We start from the raw sequence: 15,085 nt of genomic DNA on the forward strand, positions 1-15,085 counted from the left end.
TGATGCGCTGAAACTCGTGTGGCTGCAATACGACAAATGCATCCCTTTCTGGGGCATGATGGAACTGGGCTGACAGTGCATGATGCGCGCTCAAATAAACGCCTGCGGCGCTTTCTGGCGGCAACTATATCATCGAATATTTGCTCGCAGTAGTTAAGTTCTGAAACAGCCAAAACGGGATTTTTTTTGCCCCGGAATGGCTGTTTTTTTCGCGATTTGGTGAGAATCCGAGAGAAAGTTGGCGCGAAATCGTGCTACGGAATCAGCGATCTGCAGAACACCTGATAAAACCGTAGCGAGCGGCAGCGATTTGTGGACGAGAAGCGCAGCTGTGCTGAGGCACAGCGAGCATCACAGGCCGCAAAGCGCGACGCGCAGTAGGTTTTTCCAGGTGTTCTTAAGTGAAGCTGCCGGCAAACTGATAGCGGTGTCCGGGATGCCACATGGTGGCGATCGAGGCGATCTTGCCGCCCGAGCGCGTCTGGCGGCGCAGCACCAGGCATGGCTGTTTCGTGTCGATGGCCAGCATTTCGGCGATGTCGCGCGGCGCAGACAGCGCTTCGATGCTGTAGGTAGCGCCTTGCAGGGGCGCGGCCGCCATCAGGTATTCGTTCGGCGTGATGCTGGAAAAATCCTGTGTCATGTAGTCGGGCGCGCACTCGGGATTGACCCAGCGGTCTTCCACCTGGATCGGCACGCCGTTTTCAAAATGCACGATCAGCGAATGAAACAGCGGGTGCTCGGGCGGCAGGCCGAATTGCTTGGCCAGCAAGTCGGACGCCTTGGTGCGTTCCAGCAATTGCAAGCTGCTGCGGTGGATATGGCCGCGCGCGCGCACTTCATCGGCGATACTCTTGATTTCCAACAGTGTCGCCTGGTATTTTTGCTGCGCCACATAAGTGCCGGAACCCTGGCGCCGGGTCAGCACCTGTTCGCTCGTCAGTTCGCGCACGGCGCGGTTGACCGTCATGCGCGAGACGCCGAATTGTTTTACGAGGGCTTGCTCGGACGGAATCACGTCGCCTTCCTTCCAGCGTCCGGCGGCGATACCGGCCAGCAGAAAATCCTTGATGCGCTGGAAAATGGGCGTATTTTCTTGTGTATTGTGATCGTCCAATGCGGTTTCTCCGAGGCGCGGGCAGGGCGCGCCGCCGGCTGGCGGCGCGATGGCCGATTTTAGCACCGAGCACGATGCCTGCCGCCAGCCTTTTTTGAATTCAAAAGCAAGCGCCGGAGTGTGGCGCGCGCGGGTGCTGGCTATGCTGGTGACTTGGAGCCTATCCCAGTAGGGAGCGTCTTCTGCTGGCAGTTCATCAGGAGCGCGGACAAGGCGTGAGGAGGACGCGTGGCGAGCCACGCGACGACGAGCAACGCCGTCCCCGCTTCTGAGGGGCGCCAGCAGGGGATGTATTCATCTACTGGGATAGGCTCTTAATATTGACTTGCACGGAGTTCGCCATGGAACACGCTTACCTGACTGACGATGAACGCTGGGATGCCCTGCAGCGGCGCACGCCCGATGCCGACGGCGTCTTTTATTACTCGGTGCGCACGACGGGCGTGTATTGCCGGCCCTCCTGCGCCGCGCGCCCCGCCTTGCGCCGCAACGTGGCCTTCCACGCCAGTTGCGAGCAAGCGGAGGCGGCCGGCTTTCGCCCCTGTTTGCGCTGCAAGCCGAACCTGCCGCCGCTGGCCCAGCGCCAGGCGGCCATCGTGGCCGACATCTGCCGTTTGATCGACGCCAGCGACGAGCTGCCCGATCTGGATGCGCTGGCGCAGGCCGCCGGCATGAGCCGCTTTCACTTCCACCGCGTCTTCAAGGCGCACACGGGCATCACGCCGAAAGCGTACGCGGCGGCGCGGCGCGGCGAGCGCCTGAAGGCCGGCTTGCAGGGCGCGGCAAACGTCACGGAAACCTTGTATGCGGCCGGCTTCAATTCCAGCGGCCGCCTGTATGCGGCCACGGCGGGTTTGCTGGGCATGACGCCGGGAGCCTTTCGCGCCGGCGGCAGCGGCGCCGTGATCCGTTTTGCGATTGGCGCCTGCTCGCTGGGCGCCATTCTCGTGGCCAGCACGGACAAGGGCATTTGCGCCATTCTCATCGATGACGATCCGGAAGTGCTGCTGCGCGACTTGCAGGACCGTTTTCCTCAAGCCGAGCTGCGCGGCGCGGAAGCCGACTATGAACAGACGGTGGCGCAGGTGGTCGGCCTGGTCGAGGCGCCGGGCCTGGGACTGGACTTGCCGCTCGACGTGCGCGGCACCGTGTTCCAGCAGCGCGTCTGGCAAGCCTTGCGCGAGATTCCCGCCGGCAGCACGGTCAGCTATGCCGAGCTGGCGCGGCGCATCGGCGCCCCGCAAGGCGCGCGCGCCGTGGCCGGTGCCTGCGCGGCCAATGCGCTGGCCGTCGCCATTCCCTGCCACCGGGTGGTGCGCAACGATGGCGCGCTGTCCGGCTACCGCTGGGGCGTGGAGCGCAAGCAGGCGCTGCTCGAGCGCGAGGGCGAGCGGTGAGGGCGCTCGATTGGCAGCGGATCGAAGATGAGCTGAATGCGCATGGCTGCGCCGTCCTGCCGGGCTTGCTCAATCCCGCGCAGTGCGCGGCGCTGGCGGCACAGTACGACGACGCGTCGCGCTTTCGCAGCCGTGTGGTGATGCAGCGCCACGGTTTTGGACAGGGCGAGTACCAGTATTGGGCGCATCCGCTGCCGGATGTGGTGCCCGCCTTGCGCACGGGCTTGTATCCTCCCTTGGCGGCGATTGCCAACCGCTGGCACGCCGCCATGGGCATCGAGACGCGCTTTCCGTCCAGCCACGTCGACTTCCTCGCGCGCTGCCATGCGGCCGGGCAAACCCTGCCCACGCCTTTGTTGCTGCGCTACCGCGAGGGCGATTACAACTGTTTGCACCAGGACCTGTATGGCGAGCACGTGTTTCCGCTGCAGCTGGCCGTGTTGCTGTCGCGCCCGCAAGACGATTTCACGGGTGGCGAGTTCGTGCTGACGGAGCAGCGCCCGCGCATGCAGTCGCGCGCCGAGGTCGTGCCGCTGGCGCAGGGCGACGCCGTCCTCTTTCCCGTTGCGCTGCGCCCCGTGAACGGCACGCGCGGCAGTTACCGCGTGAACATGCGCCACGGCGTGTCGCGCCTGCGTTCGGGCTTGCGTCACACCCTGGGCATCATTTTCCATGATGCGAGCTGAGCAGTACGTGTGATCCTTGAGTTTCCAGGATTACATGGCATGATGGCTACTCCTTGTCACTCTTTCATTTCCGCCATGTCCGCGTTGCTCCGCCTGTTGTGCCTGTTGACCATTTTCCTGCTGCCCGCAGCCCATGCGGACGATGGCGTGCCCGGGCTCGTTGCGGAGGCCGGGACCGTCGTGGCGCCATCGCAGCTTGCGGCGGCCAGGACGGCGCCGCTGATGTTTGCCAACCGCAAGGTGTTCGTCTTCCGCGCCGCGCTGGCCGGCTATCCGCCCGATGAGCGGGCCATCGGAGCGCAGCGCCGTCTGGAAAGCGTACTGGCGAAAAACGGCCCGTTGCAGGCGAGCACGCGCATGATTCCCGAAGGCACGCAAGTGCTGCTCGATGGCGTGCAGCTGTTCGTCGTCGTGCCCGGCGACGTCAACCTGCTGGCGGGCGACACGACGGAAAGCGTGGCGAAAACGGCGGCCGCCGAGCTGAGCAAGGCTGTGTTTGACTACCGCGAGCAGAGCAGCTGGCGCTACCTGGCCATCGCCGCCGCCGTGTGCGCGGCCGCCACCCTCGTATTCTGGCTCGTGTGGATGGGCCTGACGCGCTTTTACCGCTGGGCCAAGCGCCGCAGCGGCATCTTGCTGGCTTCGCGCCTGCGCGACGTGCGCCTGAAAAACGTGCGCGTGCTCGACGCCGAGCACTACATCGCCTTCGCGTATCAACTGTTGAGCGCCGTGCTGTGGGGCTTGCGCCTGATGGCCACCTATCTGTGGGCCGCCTTCGTGCTGGGCCGTTTGCCGTACACGCGTTCCTGGGGCGAAAGCCTGAGCGGCTATCTGTTCGACGTGGCCGCCGACGTCTTCCACGCCATCATCGGCGCCTTGCCGGGGCTGGTGCTGGTGTGCGTGATCTTTGCCATCGCGCGCCTGATCGCCGCCACGGCCGCCTCGCTGTTCAAGCGCGTGGAAAGCGGCGAATTGCAAATCGGCTGGCTGGACAAGGACACGGCCCTGCCGACGCGCCGCATCGCCAGCGTGGTGATCTGGCTGTTCGCGCTGGCCATGGCGTATCCGTATCTGCCCGGCTCGCACACGGCCGCCTTCCAGGGCCTGTCCGTGCTGGTCGGCCTGATGGTGTCGATCGGCGCGTCGAGCATCGTGGGGCAGGGGGCGAGCGGCCTGATCCTGATGTACACGCGCGCCCTGCGCAAGGGTGAATATGTGCGCGTGGGCGACAGCGAGGGCACGGTGGTCGACGTGGGCATGTTCGAGACGCGCTTGCGCACGGGCCTGGGCGAAGAGGTCGCCTTGCCGAACGCGTGGGTGATGTCGCAAACGACGAAGAATTACTCACGCGCCCAGCCCGGCGGCGGCTTCGTGCTCGACTCCACCGTCACCATCGGCTACGCGACGCCGTGGCGGCAAGTGCACGCCATGCTGGAGCTGGCCGCGTCGCGCACGCCGGAACTGTCCACTTCGCCAAAACCGTACGTGATGCAGCTGGCCTTGCAGGATTACTACGTGCAATACCGTCTCGTCGCCTACGCCAGTGCCGAAGTCCCGCGCCAGCGCGCCGAAGTGCTGAACCGCTTGCACCAGAACATCATCGACGTCTTCAACGAATTCGACGTGCAGATTACCTCGCCGCACTACATCGATGACCCGAAAGAGTCGCAGGTGGTGCCGCCGGAGGAGTGGTTCAGGGCGCCGGCGAAGCGGGGGGAGGAATCGACTGAAGCGGCTCCGCCCAAGCCTTGAAGGCCAGCAGTGGTCTGATCGTTATGGGGAAATCACACGCGCTATCGTGGTTTTTCCTCGGGCGCGCAGGTATTTCACCGGCAATCTTGAAGCAGGGGAGGCCCGCCTCTGTCATGACGGCGGCATGGCCCATGCGCGAACACGCCGAGATATCGACACTCGTCAGCGTGGCAAGCAGGAATAACAGTGTGTCACGCTATTGCATGGCGATTCTCGCATTATTTGATGAGCGAATGTTCCGGGCAGTTATCCTGTCTCCACGTTTCCGAGTCGCTGCCAACTGCAATGATTTTTCGTTCACCAACGGAGGTGGCAACGATACAGAATTTCCCTCTATAACCATAGGTAGGGTCGCATCCTGGAACAGCATCCACGCCATGTCAATCTCGCCCTTGGTTAGCGGGCGAACTTTGTCCTTCACTTTGACCTGTTTCACGGACGAGCCGACATCTTTGTCGGTCGTCTTGATGCCATCGAGCTGGACGACCTTGATGGCTGGCGTCGCGTGTTTTGGCGCGGCGGCGCAGCATGGCGATTTATCCGCGTGCGGCAGGAACTCTGCCTGGGTAATCTGTTCCTCGCGCTTGCTGGCAATTCGCCCCGTGCGCCCCTTCGCATCCGTCGTCCACGTCCACGTTTCGCCATTGCTCAAGGTGAGGCGGTAATCGGCGTGCGCCAGCGGCACCTTGTTTTGCGAGACGGATTCCAGTTGCTCGTCATAGCCGCAGCACCAGCATTCGTCGGCCTGGCCGGCCAGGCGGTGCAGTTCGCAGCCGCTTGTCGCGTTGCGCAGGGTGGCGCCGAGCACGGGCTGGCCATTGGCGCTGAACGTGACGATCATGCTGTCGAAGCGCGCGCCCAGGCTTTTCTTCTGGTGGGCCACGAGCTTGAAGAACACGTCGCACGCGGTGGTGCTGATGACATGGGGCCTGGCCATGGAGACTCCGTGACAAAACGCCAGCGTAGGACAGCGGCGGCGGGGAGATATTGACTGGGCGCAAGGCGCGCGCGCTTTGACCATTTTGCCAATTTCTATACACTCGTCTTTTCATTCATTGACTTTAAAGACCTGGAGATGGAAATGCCGACCCTGCCCTTGCGCCGTACCCTGCTCACGCTCGCCTGCCTGGGCGCTCTTGGCCACGCTCATGCCGATACGGTCATCGATAACGCCAATGGCTACACGCTCGATGCAAACGGCAAGGTGGTACGCTTCACGGCATTGGCTTTTGACGACGCTGGAAAACTGCTCGCCGTCGGCAGCGCCGCGCAGGTGAAACGCAAGGCGGCCAAGGGCGCGACCCACGTCGACGTGCAGGGAAAAACCGTGCTGCCTGGCCTGATCGACGCGCATGGCCACGTGTTCGGTCTTGGGACCATCGCCAGCGGCGTGATGCTGTACGGTTCCGCGTCGCTGCCGGCCGCCGTGCAAGCCGTGGGCGACTTCGCGCGCGCGCATCCGGAACGCAGCTGGGTCGTCGGCAATGGCTGGAACCAGGAAATCTGGAAGCTGGGGCGCTTTCCCACGGCGGCGGAACTCGATGAGGCGGAAAGCGCGCGGCCCGTGTGGCTGCGCAGGGTCGATGGCCACGCGGGCTGGGCCAACAGCCGCGCGCTGGCGCTGGCCGGCATCACGCGCGCCACACCGGACCCGGCGGGCGGCAAGATCGTTCGCGACGCGGACGGCAATGCCACCGGCGTGCTGGTCGACAGTGCCATGGACTTGATGGACGCCGTGCTGCCCAAGCCGGGCGACGTGGAAAACCGCGCCGCCCTTGATGGCGCGCTGGCGCAGCTGTCGCAGGTGGGCCTGACCAGCGTGCACGATGCGGGCATCGGCCAGATGCAGGACCGTCTGTTCCGCGACTATGCGGATCACGGCAAGCTGACGGTGCGCGTGTACGGCATGATTGCCGACACGACGGAAGACTTCGACGCGCTGTCGAAAAATGGTCCCTTGACGAGCTATGCGCGCGATATGTACGCCTTGCGCGCCGTGAAACTGCTGTCCGACGGCGCCCTGGGCAGCCGCGGGGCGGCCTTGCTGGCGCCGTACAGCGACGATCCCTCTACCCGCGGCCTGTTGTTCTACCCGGACGCCGCCATGCGCGCGAAGATGGAAAAAGCCATGCGCGCCGGCTACCAGGTGAACGTGCACGCCATCGGCGACGCGGGCAACCATCAAATTCTCGACGGCTATGCAGCCTTGACCGCGCAATACCGCAGCGTGGGTCTGCGCCACCGCATGGAGCATGCGCAGGTGGTGCAGTTGATTGACATCCCCCGTTTCAAAGCGCTGGGCATCGTCCCTTCGATGCAGCCGACGCACGCCACGTCCGACCAGAACATGGCGGAGCAGCGCGTGGGCCACGAGCGCATCAAGGGCGCGTATGCATGGCGCACCTTCCTCAAGCAAGGCTCGCGCATCGCCTGCGGATCGGACTTCCCCATCGAGGCGCCGAACCCGTTCGAGGGCATCCACGCGGCCGTCACGCGGCAAAATAGCGAGGGTTTCCCGGCCGGCGGCTGGTATCCGCAGCAAGTCATGACGGTGACGGAAGCGCTGCGCTGCTTCACCTTGGACGCGGCCTGGGCGGCGCACCAGGAAAAGGTCATCGGCACGCTGGAAGCGGGCAAATGGGCGGATTTCATCATCGTCGACCAGGACCTGTTCACCGTGGCGCCAACCGCGATTGGCAAGACGCAGGTGCTGCAGACGTGGGTGGCGGGCAAGCGCGTGTACGAGAAAAAATAGACGGTTTCCGTTTGCAAAAACCTGTTGACTTGGTTGTATAGACAACCTATGCTGGGAGCACTAGGGCGGGCCAGGTACGCCCGCTCGCACCCTACGAGGAGACAGCATGAACAGCACAATGGACACCGATCCACGCTTTGATGCCAGCCGTACCATCCGCGCCCCGCGCGGCACGGTCATGGCTTGCAAGAGTTGGCAGGCCGAAGCGGCCTATCGCATGTTGCAAAACAACCTGGACCCGGAAGTGGCGGAAAATCCGCAGCACCTGGTCGTCTACGGCGGCATCGGCCGCGCGGCCCGCAACTGGGCCTGCTTCGACCAGATCCTCGCGTCCTTGCGCGAACTGGAAGACGACCAGACCCTGCTGATCCAGTCCGGCAAGCCGGTGGGCGTGTTCCAGACCCACGCGGACGCGCCGCGCGTGCTGATCGCCAATTCCAACCTGGTGCCGAAATGGGCGAACTGGGAACACTTCAACGAACTCGATCGCCAGGGCCTGTTCATGTACGGCCAGATGACGGCCGGCAGCTGGATCTATATCGGCACGCAGGGCATCGTGCAGGGTACGTATGAAACCTTCGCCGAGGCGGGCCGCCAGCATTTCGGCGGCGACTGGGGCGGGCGCTGGATTCTGACGGCGGGCTTGGGCGGCATGGGCGGCGCGCAGCCGCTGGCCGCCACCATGGCGGGCGCCGTCTCGCTCAATATCGAATGCCAGCAAAGCAGCATCGACTTCCGTCTGCGCACGCGCTACCTGGACAAGCAGGCGGCCAGCCTGGATGAAGCCCTGGAACTGGTCAAATACCATACCGAACGCAAGGAAGCGATTTCCATTGGCCTCTTGGGCAACGCGGCCGAAGTACTGCCGGAACTGGTGCGCCGCGCCAAGGCGGGCGGCCTGGTGCCGGATCTGGTGACGGACCAGACGTCCGCGCATGACCTGGTCAACGGCTATCTGCCGCGCGGCTGGAGCGTGTCGGACTGGAAGGCGGCGCAGCAAGACCCGCAGCGCCACGCGCGCCTGACGGTGGCGGCCGCCGATTCCTGCGCCGCCCACGTGCAAGCCATGCTCGATTTCCACGCCATGGGCGTGCACACTGTCGATTACGGCAACAACATCCGCCAGGTGGCGTTCGACCAGGGCGTGCAGAACGCCTTCGACTTCCCCGGCTTCGTGCCCGCCTACATTCGCCCGCAATTTTGCGAAGGGCGCGGGCCGTTCCGCTGGGTGGCCCTGTCGGGCGACCCGGAAGACATCCATAAAACGGATGCGAAGATCAAGGAGCTGTTCCCGCACCACAAGCAGGTGCACCACTGGCTGGACATGGCACGCGAGCGCATCGCCTTCCAGGGCCTGCCGGCGCGCATCTGCTGGCTGGGACTGGGCGAGCGCCACATCGCCGGCCTGGCCTTCAACGAAATGGTGCGCACGGGCGAGCTGAAGGCGCCCATCGTCATCGGCCGCGACCACCTCGATACGGGTTCCGTCGCCAGCCCGAACCGCGAGACGGAAAGCATGAAAGACGGCACGGACGCCGTCTCCGACTGGCCGCTGCTCAACGCCATGCTGAACACGGCCGGCGGCGCCACCTGGGTCTCGCTGCACCATGGCGGCGGCGTGGGAATGGGGTATTCTCAGCATGCGGGCATGGTCATCGTGGCCGACGGCAGTGAAGCGGCGGCGAAACGCCTGGCTAGAGTGCTGGTCAACGACAGCGGCTCGGGCGTGATGCGCCATGCCGATGCCGGCTACGAAACAGCGGCCGCCTGCGCCAAGCGCAACAACCTGAACCTGCCGATGCTTAATACGAAGTGAAAGCAAACATGACACAGCACTCCAAAAGTTGGACCCTGAAACCGGGCGCGATGACCCTGGGCGACCTGCGCGCCGTGTGGGCCGCACCCGCGAAACTGATCCTCGCCGCCGAGGCCTATCCCGTCATCGAAGCGTCGGCCGCCGCCGTGCAAGCCATCGTCGCCAAGGGTGATGCGGCCTACGGCATCAACACGGGTTTCGGCCTGCTGGCCAAGACGCGCATCCCCGATGAAAAGCTCGAACAATTGCAGCGCAACCTGATCCTGTCGCACTCCGTCGGCACGGGTGAACTGCTGTCGGACGCCGTCGTGCGCCTGATCATGCTGATGAAGATCGGCAGCCTGGCACGCGGCTTTTCCGGCGTGCGCCCGCTGATCGTCGACACCCTGATCGCCCTGTACAACGCCGGCATCATGCCGGCCATTCCCGCCAAGGGTTCCGTGGGCGCCTCGGGCGACCTGGCGCCGTTGTCGCACATGACCCTGGCCATGCTGGGTGTGGGCGAGGTGCGCATCAACGGCGAATTGATGGCGGCGCCCGAGGCGCTGGCGCAGGCAGGCATCGCGCCCGTCGTGCTGGCGGCGAAAGAGGGCCTGGCGCTGATCAACGGCACGCAAGTGTCGAACGCGCTGGCGCTGCATGGCCTGTTCATGGCCGAGCGCCTGCTGGAAGCGGCCATGGTCACGGGTGCGCTGTCGCTCGATGCGGCCAAGGGCAGCGACTCGCCTTTCGACGCGCGTGTGCATGCCGTGCGCGGGCAGCCGGGGCAGATACTGGCCGCGCAGATGTACCGCCAGTTGGTGGCGCACAGCGCGATCCGCGCCTCGCACCTGGAAGGCGACGAGCGCGTTCAGGATCCGTACAGCCTGCGCTGCCAGCCGCAAGTCATGGGCGCCTGCCTGGACCTGATCGGTAACGTCGGCCGCACCCTGCTGATCGAAGCCAATGCCGTCACGGACAATCCGCTGATCTTCCAGGATGGCCCGAACGGGCAGGCGGAAATCGTCTCCGGTGGTAATTTCCACGCCGAGCCGGTGGCTTTTGCGGCCGACACGCTGGCGCTGGCGATTGCTGAAATCGGCGCGCTGGCCGAGCGCCGCATCGCGCTGCTGATCGACGCCACGCTTTCCGGCTTGCCGCCCTTCCTCGTGCGCGACCCGGGCGTCAATTCCGGCTTCATGATCGCCCACGTGACGGCGGCCGCGCTGGCGTCGGAAAACAAGTCGCTCGCCCATCCGGCCAGCGTCGACAGCCTGCCCACTTCCGCCAACCAGGAAGACCACGTGAGCATGGCCACGTTCGCCGGGCGCCGCCTGGACGACATGGCGCACAACACGGCCGTCATCGTCGGCATCGAGCTGCTGGCCGCCGCGCAGGGCATCGATTTCCACCGTCCGCTGAAAACCTCGCCGCACCTCGAGCACGTGCACCATCAGTTGCGCCAGAAAGTGCCGTTCTTCGACGCCGACCGTTTCTTCGCGCCCGATATCGAGGCGGCCAAGCAGATGGTGCTGCATGGTGAGTTGAGCAGCACGTGCAAGAATTTGTTCGCCCCGCTGTACGCCTGAGCGGGCGCAAGGAGACAGGCATGGATTTCCGCTTCAACGAAGGCAGCATCCCGCTGCTCGTGTCGATGCCCCACGTGGGCACCGACATACCCGACGATATCGCCGCGCGCATGACGCCGCAGGCCTTGATCAAGGCCGATACGGACTGGCATCTGCGCGAACTGTATGGCTTTTTGCAAGAGATGGATGCGTCCGTGCTGTCGGCGCGCTGGTCGCGCTACACCATCGACTTGAACCGCCCGCAGGAAGACACGAATCTGTATCCGGGCCAGGATACGACGGGCTTGCTGCCCAGCGATACCTTCCATCGCGAGCCGCTGTACCTGGCCGGCAAGGAGCCCGATGCGGCCGATGTGCAGCGCCGGCTGCAGCGCTACTGGGCGCCGTATCATGCGCAGCTGCGCGCGGAACTGGACCGTCTGCTGCGCGTGCATGGCGCCGTGGTGCTGTGGGACGCCCATTCCATCGCCTCGCGCGTGCCGCGCTTCTTTGACGGCAAGCTGCCCGACCTGAACTTCGGCACGGCCGATGGCGCCAGCTGCGATGGCGGCCTGACGTCGGCCGTGGTCGATATCGCGCGCGCGCAGGATGCATTTGCCGTGGCCTTGAATGGCCGCTTCAAGGGCGGCCACATCACGCGCCATTACGGCCAGCCGGACAGCCGCGTGCATGCGATCCAGCTGGAGATGTGCCAGTGCCTGTACATGGACGAGACGACGCCGTTTGGTTACCGGCCCGACCTGGCGGCGCAAGTGCAGCCGCTGCTGCGCCAGATGATGGAAGCGGCCGTGGCATGGGTGGCGCGTTGAGCGGCTGCTTGTTTGCGCGCCACGCGCTGCTGCCGCAAGGCTGGCGCCGCGACGTGCTGCTGGAATGGGACGCGGCCGGCGATCTGACGGCGGTGGCGGACAACACCGCAGCGCCGCCTGGCGCGGAAGTGGCCGAATATGTCTTGCCCGGCATGGTCAACCTGCATTCGCATGCGTTCCAGCGGGCGCTGGGCGGCATGACGGAAGTCGCCGGCGATGGCTTGGACAGCTTCTGGACCTGGCGCGAGCTGATGTACCGCTTCGCGCATCACATCACGCCGCAGCAGATGGAAACTATCGCCGCGCAGCTGTTTGCCGAATGCCTGCGCCATGGCTACACGGCTGTCTGCGAATTCCACTACCTGCAGCGCGGTGCGGCCGGCGCGCTGTATGCGCGTCCTGCGGAAACGGCCGAACGGGTGCTGGCCGCGGCGCGCATCAGCGGCATCGGCCTGACCATGCTGCCCGTGCTGTACAGCCATGCGGGCTTTGGCGAGCAACCGTTGAAAGCGGAGCAGGCACGCTTTCGCACCGGTGCGGACGATGTCTTGCGCATCGTCGAAGCGCTGGCGCCGCAGCGTGGCGGGCAGGTGGAGGTGGGCTTTGCGCCCCATTCCCTGCGCGCGGCCGGCGTGGCGCAGATCCGCGAAGTGGCGCAAGCGCTGCCCGCGGACCGCCCCATCCATATCCACATCGCCGAGCAGCAGGGCGAGGTGCGCCAGTGCCTGGACTATAGCGGCCGGCGCCCGGTGCAGTATCTGTACGACCAGGTCGACGTCGATGCGCGCTGGTGCCTCGTGCATGCCACACACGTGCAGCCCGATGAAGTGGCGCTGATGGCGGCCAGCGGCGCCGTGGCAGGCCTGTGCCCGACGACGGAGGCGAACCTGGGCGACGGCCTGTTCCCGCTGGCCGAATTCGTCGCCGCCGGCGGGCGTTTCGGCGTCGGCAGCGACAGCCACGTGTCGCAGTCGCCGGTGGAGGAATTGCGCTGGCTCGAATATGGCCAGCGCTTGCAGCGCCAGCAGCGTAATGTGGCCGCCACTCCGGATGAGCGGCATGTGGGCGACTATCTGTGGAAAACGGCCTTGCGGGGCGGCGCGCAGGCGGCCGGGCGCAAGCTCGGTGCCCTGGCGCCGGGCTGCCGCGCCGACTTGCTGGTGCTCGACGACGCGCATGTAAACCTGTGCGGCGTGGCCATCGCCGATGTGCTGGGCAGCGTACTTTTCTGCGGCAACGATAATCTGGTGCGCGACGTGCTGTGCGGCGGCCAGTGGCAGGTGCGCGATGGGCGCCACGTGGCGCAGGACGCTATCGCCAACGCCTACAAGCGCACCCTGGCGCAACTGAGGGCGCTCTGATGGCGACCTTCATCCCGCAGGAATACCTGCGCGCCGCGCCGTGGAAAAACGGCGGCGGCAGCACGACGGAAATCGCGATTGCTCCCCCGGGTGCCGGCTTCGACGATTTCGACTGGCGCATCAGCCTGGCGACGATCACGGCCAGCGGGCCATTTTCCAGCTTTCCCGGCATCGACCGCAGCCTGATGCTGGTCGATGGCGACAGCGTGCAACTGACGCTCGATGGCGCGCGCAAGGTGACCTTGAGCCCGGCGCAACCGATGCTGTGGTTTCCCGGCGAAGCTGCCGTGGTTGCGCAGGTCAAGGGGCCGACGACGGATTTCAATGTGATGACGCGGCGCGACCGCTGCCGCCACCAGCTGGAAAAGATCACGGCGCCGGGCAAGCTGGCGCGGCGCAGCGCGGCGACCCTGCTGTTCGTCGCCGGCGAAGGCCACGTGCTGGCATGCGGTGGCGAGCAGCAGTTCGCGCTGGCCCGCCATGACGCGCTGCTGCTGGACGCCGACGATGCGCCGGACTGGCGGCTCGACGCCTTGCAGCGCACGGCCGTGTTCCGTGTCGACCTGTTCATCTAGGAGGGAACACACATGCAAGACTGGGATATGGTCATCCACAACGTTCACCTGGCCACCATGGAGCACGGCTATGGCGAACTGCTGGACGCGGCCATCGCCGTCAAGGATGGCCGCATCGCGTGGTTGGGCCCCGGCGACGAGCTGCCGGCCAGCGGCGCGGTGCTGCACGACGGCCAGGGCTGCTGGCTGACGCCCGGCCTGATCGACTGCCACACGCACATCGTCCACGCGGGCAACCGCAGCGACGAATTCGAGGCGCGCCTGAATGGCGCCAGCTATGAAGACATCAGCCGCGCCGGCGGCGGCATCATGTCCACCGTGCGCGCCACGCGCGCGGCCAGCGACGACGAATTGCTGCGCCAAAGCCTGCCCCGCGTGCTGGCGCTGCTGGCCGAGGGCGTGACCACGATCGAGATCAAGTCCGGCTATGGCCTCGATGCGGACAGCGAGGCGAAGATGCTGCGCGTGGCGCGCAGGATAGGAAAGCAGCTGCCCCTGTCCGTGCGCACCACCTTCCTCGGCGCGCACGCGCTGCCGCCCGAATATGCGGGCCGCCCCGACGCGTATATCGAGCTGCTGTGCGCGCGGATGCTGCCCCAGTTGGCGAACGATGGATTGGTTGATGCCGTCGACGCGTTTTGCGAACGCATCGGCTTTACGCCGGCGCAAACGCAGCGCATGTTTGACGCGGCACGGGCGCTGGGGTTACCCGTGAAGCTGCATGCGGAGCAGCTGTCGGACCTGGGTGGCGCGGCGCTGGTGGCGCGCTACGATGGCTTGTCGGCCGACCACCTGGAATTCCTGTCGGAAGAGGGCGTCGCCGCCATGGCGCAACACGGCACGGTGGCCGTGCTGCTGCCGGGCGCGTATTACTTTTTGCGTGAGACGCAGCCGCCGCCTGTCGCGGCATTGCGCGCGGCCGGCGTGCCGATGGCCGTATCCACCGATTGCAACCCGGGTACGTCGCCGATGACGTCCTTGCTGCTGGCGATGAACATGGCATGTACGCTGTGGCGCTTGACGCCGCAGGAAGCGCTGGCCGGCTGCACGATTCATGCGGCGCGCGCGCTGGGCTTGCAGGATCGGACGGGCAGCCTGGTGGTGGGCAAGCGCGCCGATTTCGCCCTGTGGCGCATCGCGCGCCCGGCCGACCTGGCGTATGCGCTGGGCCTGAACCCGTGCGCGGGCGTGGTGCATGGCGGTGTCTGGCGCGCGCCGGTGGTAAGCTTGCCGGATTGATCATCCGTCC

At 65.6% G+C, this 15,085-nt stretch carries 12 protein-coding genes; 10 read left to right on the plus strand and 2 right to left on the minus strand.

Translation table 11 applies throughout. The annotated features are described in order from the left end of the window. Nucleotides 1–397 precede the first annotated feature (397 nt). Nucleotides 398–1,117 carry a histidine utilization transcriptional repressor HutC gene (gene hutC / locus ACQ4WO_RS00440; protein WP_034746253.1) on the minus strand — a complete coding sequence of 240 codons (720 nt, stop codon included), beginning with the start codon at nucleotides 1,115–1,117 and terminating at the stop codon, nucleotides 398–400. A gap of 341 nt (nucleotides 1,118–1,458) precedes the next feature. On the opposite strand from hutC, the gene ada reads away from it, so the two are divergent. The 3 genes from ada (at nucleotide 1,459) to ACQ4WO_RS00455 (ending at nucleotide 4,952) form a co-directional block, all read left to right on the plus strand. Beyond that, nucleotides 1,459–2,514, plus strand: a complete 1,056-nt coding sequence (gene ada / locus ACQ4WO_RS00445) for a bifunctional DNA-binding transcriptional regulator/O6-methylguanine-DNA methyltransferase Ada (protein ID WP_436479788.1) — start codon at nucleotides 1,459–1,461, stop codon at nucleotides 2,512–2,514. Continuing rightward, nucleotides 2,511–3,200 carry a 2OG-Fe(II) oxygenase gene (locus ACQ4WO_RS00450; protein WP_436479789.1) on the plus strand — a complete coding sequence of 230 codons (690 nt, stop codon included), beginning with the start codon at nucleotides 2,511–2,513 and terminating at the stop codon, nucleotides 3,198–3,200. Before ada ends, ACQ4WO_RS00450 begins: the two co-directional genes overlap by 4 nt. A gap of 75 nt (nucleotides 3,201–3,275) precedes the next feature. Then, complete coding sequence (locus tag ACQ4WO_RS00455; RefSeq protein WP_436479790.1) at nucleotides 3,276–4,952, plus strand: mechanosensitive ion channel family protein; 1,677 nt, start codon at nucleotides 3,276–3,278, stop codon at nucleotides 4,950–4,952. A gap of 196 nt (nucleotides 4,953–5,148) precedes the next feature. On the opposite strand, the gene ACQ4WO_RS00460 is transcribed toward ACQ4WO_RS00455, so the two are convergent. Further along, nucleotides 5,149–5,889 carry a hypothetical protein gene (locus ACQ4WO_RS00460; RefSeq protein ID WP_436479791.1) on the minus strand — a complete coding sequence of 247 codons (741 nt, stop codon included), beginning with the start codon at nucleotides 5,887–5,889 and terminating at the stop codon, nucleotides 5,149–5,151. A 144-nt stretch (nucleotides 5,890–6,033) separates the two neighbouring features. On the opposite strand from ACQ4WO_RS00460, the gene ACQ4WO_RS00465 reads away from it, so the two are divergent. From ACQ4WO_RS00465 to hutI, 7 genes are all read left to right on the plus strand, one after another. Beyond that, entirely contained in the window at nucleotides 6,034–7,707 is a 1,674-nt protein-coding gene (locus ACQ4WO_RS00465; RefSeq protein ID WP_436479792.1) for an amidohydrolase, read from the plus strand. A 106-nt stretch (nucleotides 7,708–7,813) separates the two neighbouring features. Next, nucleotides 7,814–9,523, plus strand: a complete 1,710-nt coding sequence (gene hutU / locus ACQ4WO_RS00470; protein ID WP_436479793.1) for a urocanate hydratase — start codon at nucleotides 7,814–7,816, stop codon at nucleotides 9,521–9,523. 8 nt (nucleotides 9,524–9,531) lie between these two features. Continuing rightward, nucleotides 9,532–11,091: a histidine ammonia-lyase gene (gene hutH, locus ACQ4WO_RS00475; RefSeq protein WP_436479794.1), complete on the plus strand. Its 1,560-nt coding sequence runs from the start codon at nucleotides 9,532–9,534 to the stop codon at nucleotides 11,089–11,091. Between the two features lie 20 nt (nucleotides 11,092–11,111). Continuing rightward, complete coding sequence (hutG, locus tag ACQ4WO_RS00480; protein WP_436479795.1) at nucleotides 11,112–11,900, plus strand: N-formylglutamate deformylase; 789 nt, start codon at nucleotides 11,112–11,114, stop codon at nucleotides 11,898–11,900. Continuing rightward, nucleotides 11,885–13,261, plus strand: a complete 1,377-nt coding sequence (locus tag ACQ4WO_RS00485) for a formimidoylglutamate deiminase (protein ID WP_436479796.1) — start codon at nucleotides 11,885–11,887, stop codon at nucleotides 13,259–13,261. Before hutG ends, ACQ4WO_RS00485 begins: the two co-directional genes overlap by 16 nt. Continuing rightward, complete coding sequence (locus tag ACQ4WO_RS00490; RefSeq protein ID WP_436479797.1) at nucleotides 13,261–13,836, plus strand: HutD/Ves family protein; 576 nt, start codon at nucleotides 13,261–13,263, stop codon at nucleotides 13,834–13,836. The genes ACQ4WO_RS00485 and ACQ4WO_RS00490 overlap by 1 nt, the downstream gene beginning before the upstream one ends. A 12-nt stretch (nucleotides 13,837–13,848) precedes the next feature. Then, nucleotides 13,849–15,075 (plus strand): imidazolonepropionase, encoded by a 1,227-nt coding sequence (gene hutI, locus ACQ4WO_RS00495; RefSeq protein ID WP_436479798.1) that lies wholly within the window; start codon nucleotides 13,849–13,851, stop codon nucleotides 15,073–15,075. Nucleotides 15,076–15,085: the final 10 nt, after the last annotated feature.

The organism is Janthinobacterium aestuarii (assembly GCF_051380835.1).
GTDB lineage: Bacteria > Pseudomonadota > Gammaproteobacteria > Burkholderiales > Burkholderiaceae_D > Janthinobacterium > Janthinobacterium aestuarii.

Excerpts from the sequence above, each read along its gene's own strand:
- ACQ4WO_RS00465 (WP_436479792.1), top strand. The coding sequence starts at position 6,034 with ATGCCGACCCTGCCCTTGCGCCGTACCCTGCTCACGCTCGCCTGCCTG.
- ACQ4WO_RS00485 (WP_436479796.1), top strand. The coding sequence starts at position 11,885 with ATGGGTGGCGCGTTGAGCGGCTGCTTGTTTGCGCGCCACGCGCTGCTG.
- ACQ4WO_RS00490 (WP_436479797.1), top strand. The coding sequence starts at position 13,261 with ATGGCGACCTTCATCCCGCAGGAATACCTGCGCGCCGCGCCGTGGAAA.
- ACQ4WO_RS00455 (WP_436479790.1), top strand. The coding sequence starts at position 3,276 with ATGTCCGCGTTGCTCCGCCTGTTGTGCCTGTTGACCATTTTCCTGCTG.
- hutI (WP_436479798.1), top strand. The coding sequence starts at position 13,849 with ATGCAAGACTGGGATATGGTCATCCACAACGTTCACCTGGCCACCATG.
- hutG (WP_436479795.1), top strand. The coding sequence starts at position 11,112 with ATGGATTTCCGCTTCAACGAAGGCAGCATCCCGCTGCTCGTGTCGATG.
- hutU (WP_436479793.1), top strand. The coding sequence starts at position 7,814 with ATGAACAGCACAATGGACACCGATCCACGCTTTGATGCCAGCCGTACC.
- ada (WP_436479788.1), top strand. The coding sequence starts at position 1,459 with ATGGAACACGCTTACCTGACTGACGATGAACGCTGGGATGCCCTGCAG.
- ACQ4WO_RS00460 (WP_436479791.1), bottom strand. The coding sequence starts at position 5,889 with ATGGCCAGGCCCCATGTCATCAGCACCACCGCGTGCGACGTGTTCTTC.
- hutH (WP_436479794.1), top strand. The coding sequence starts at position 9,532 with ATGACACAGCACTCCAAAAGTTGGACCCTGAAACCGGGCGCGATGACC.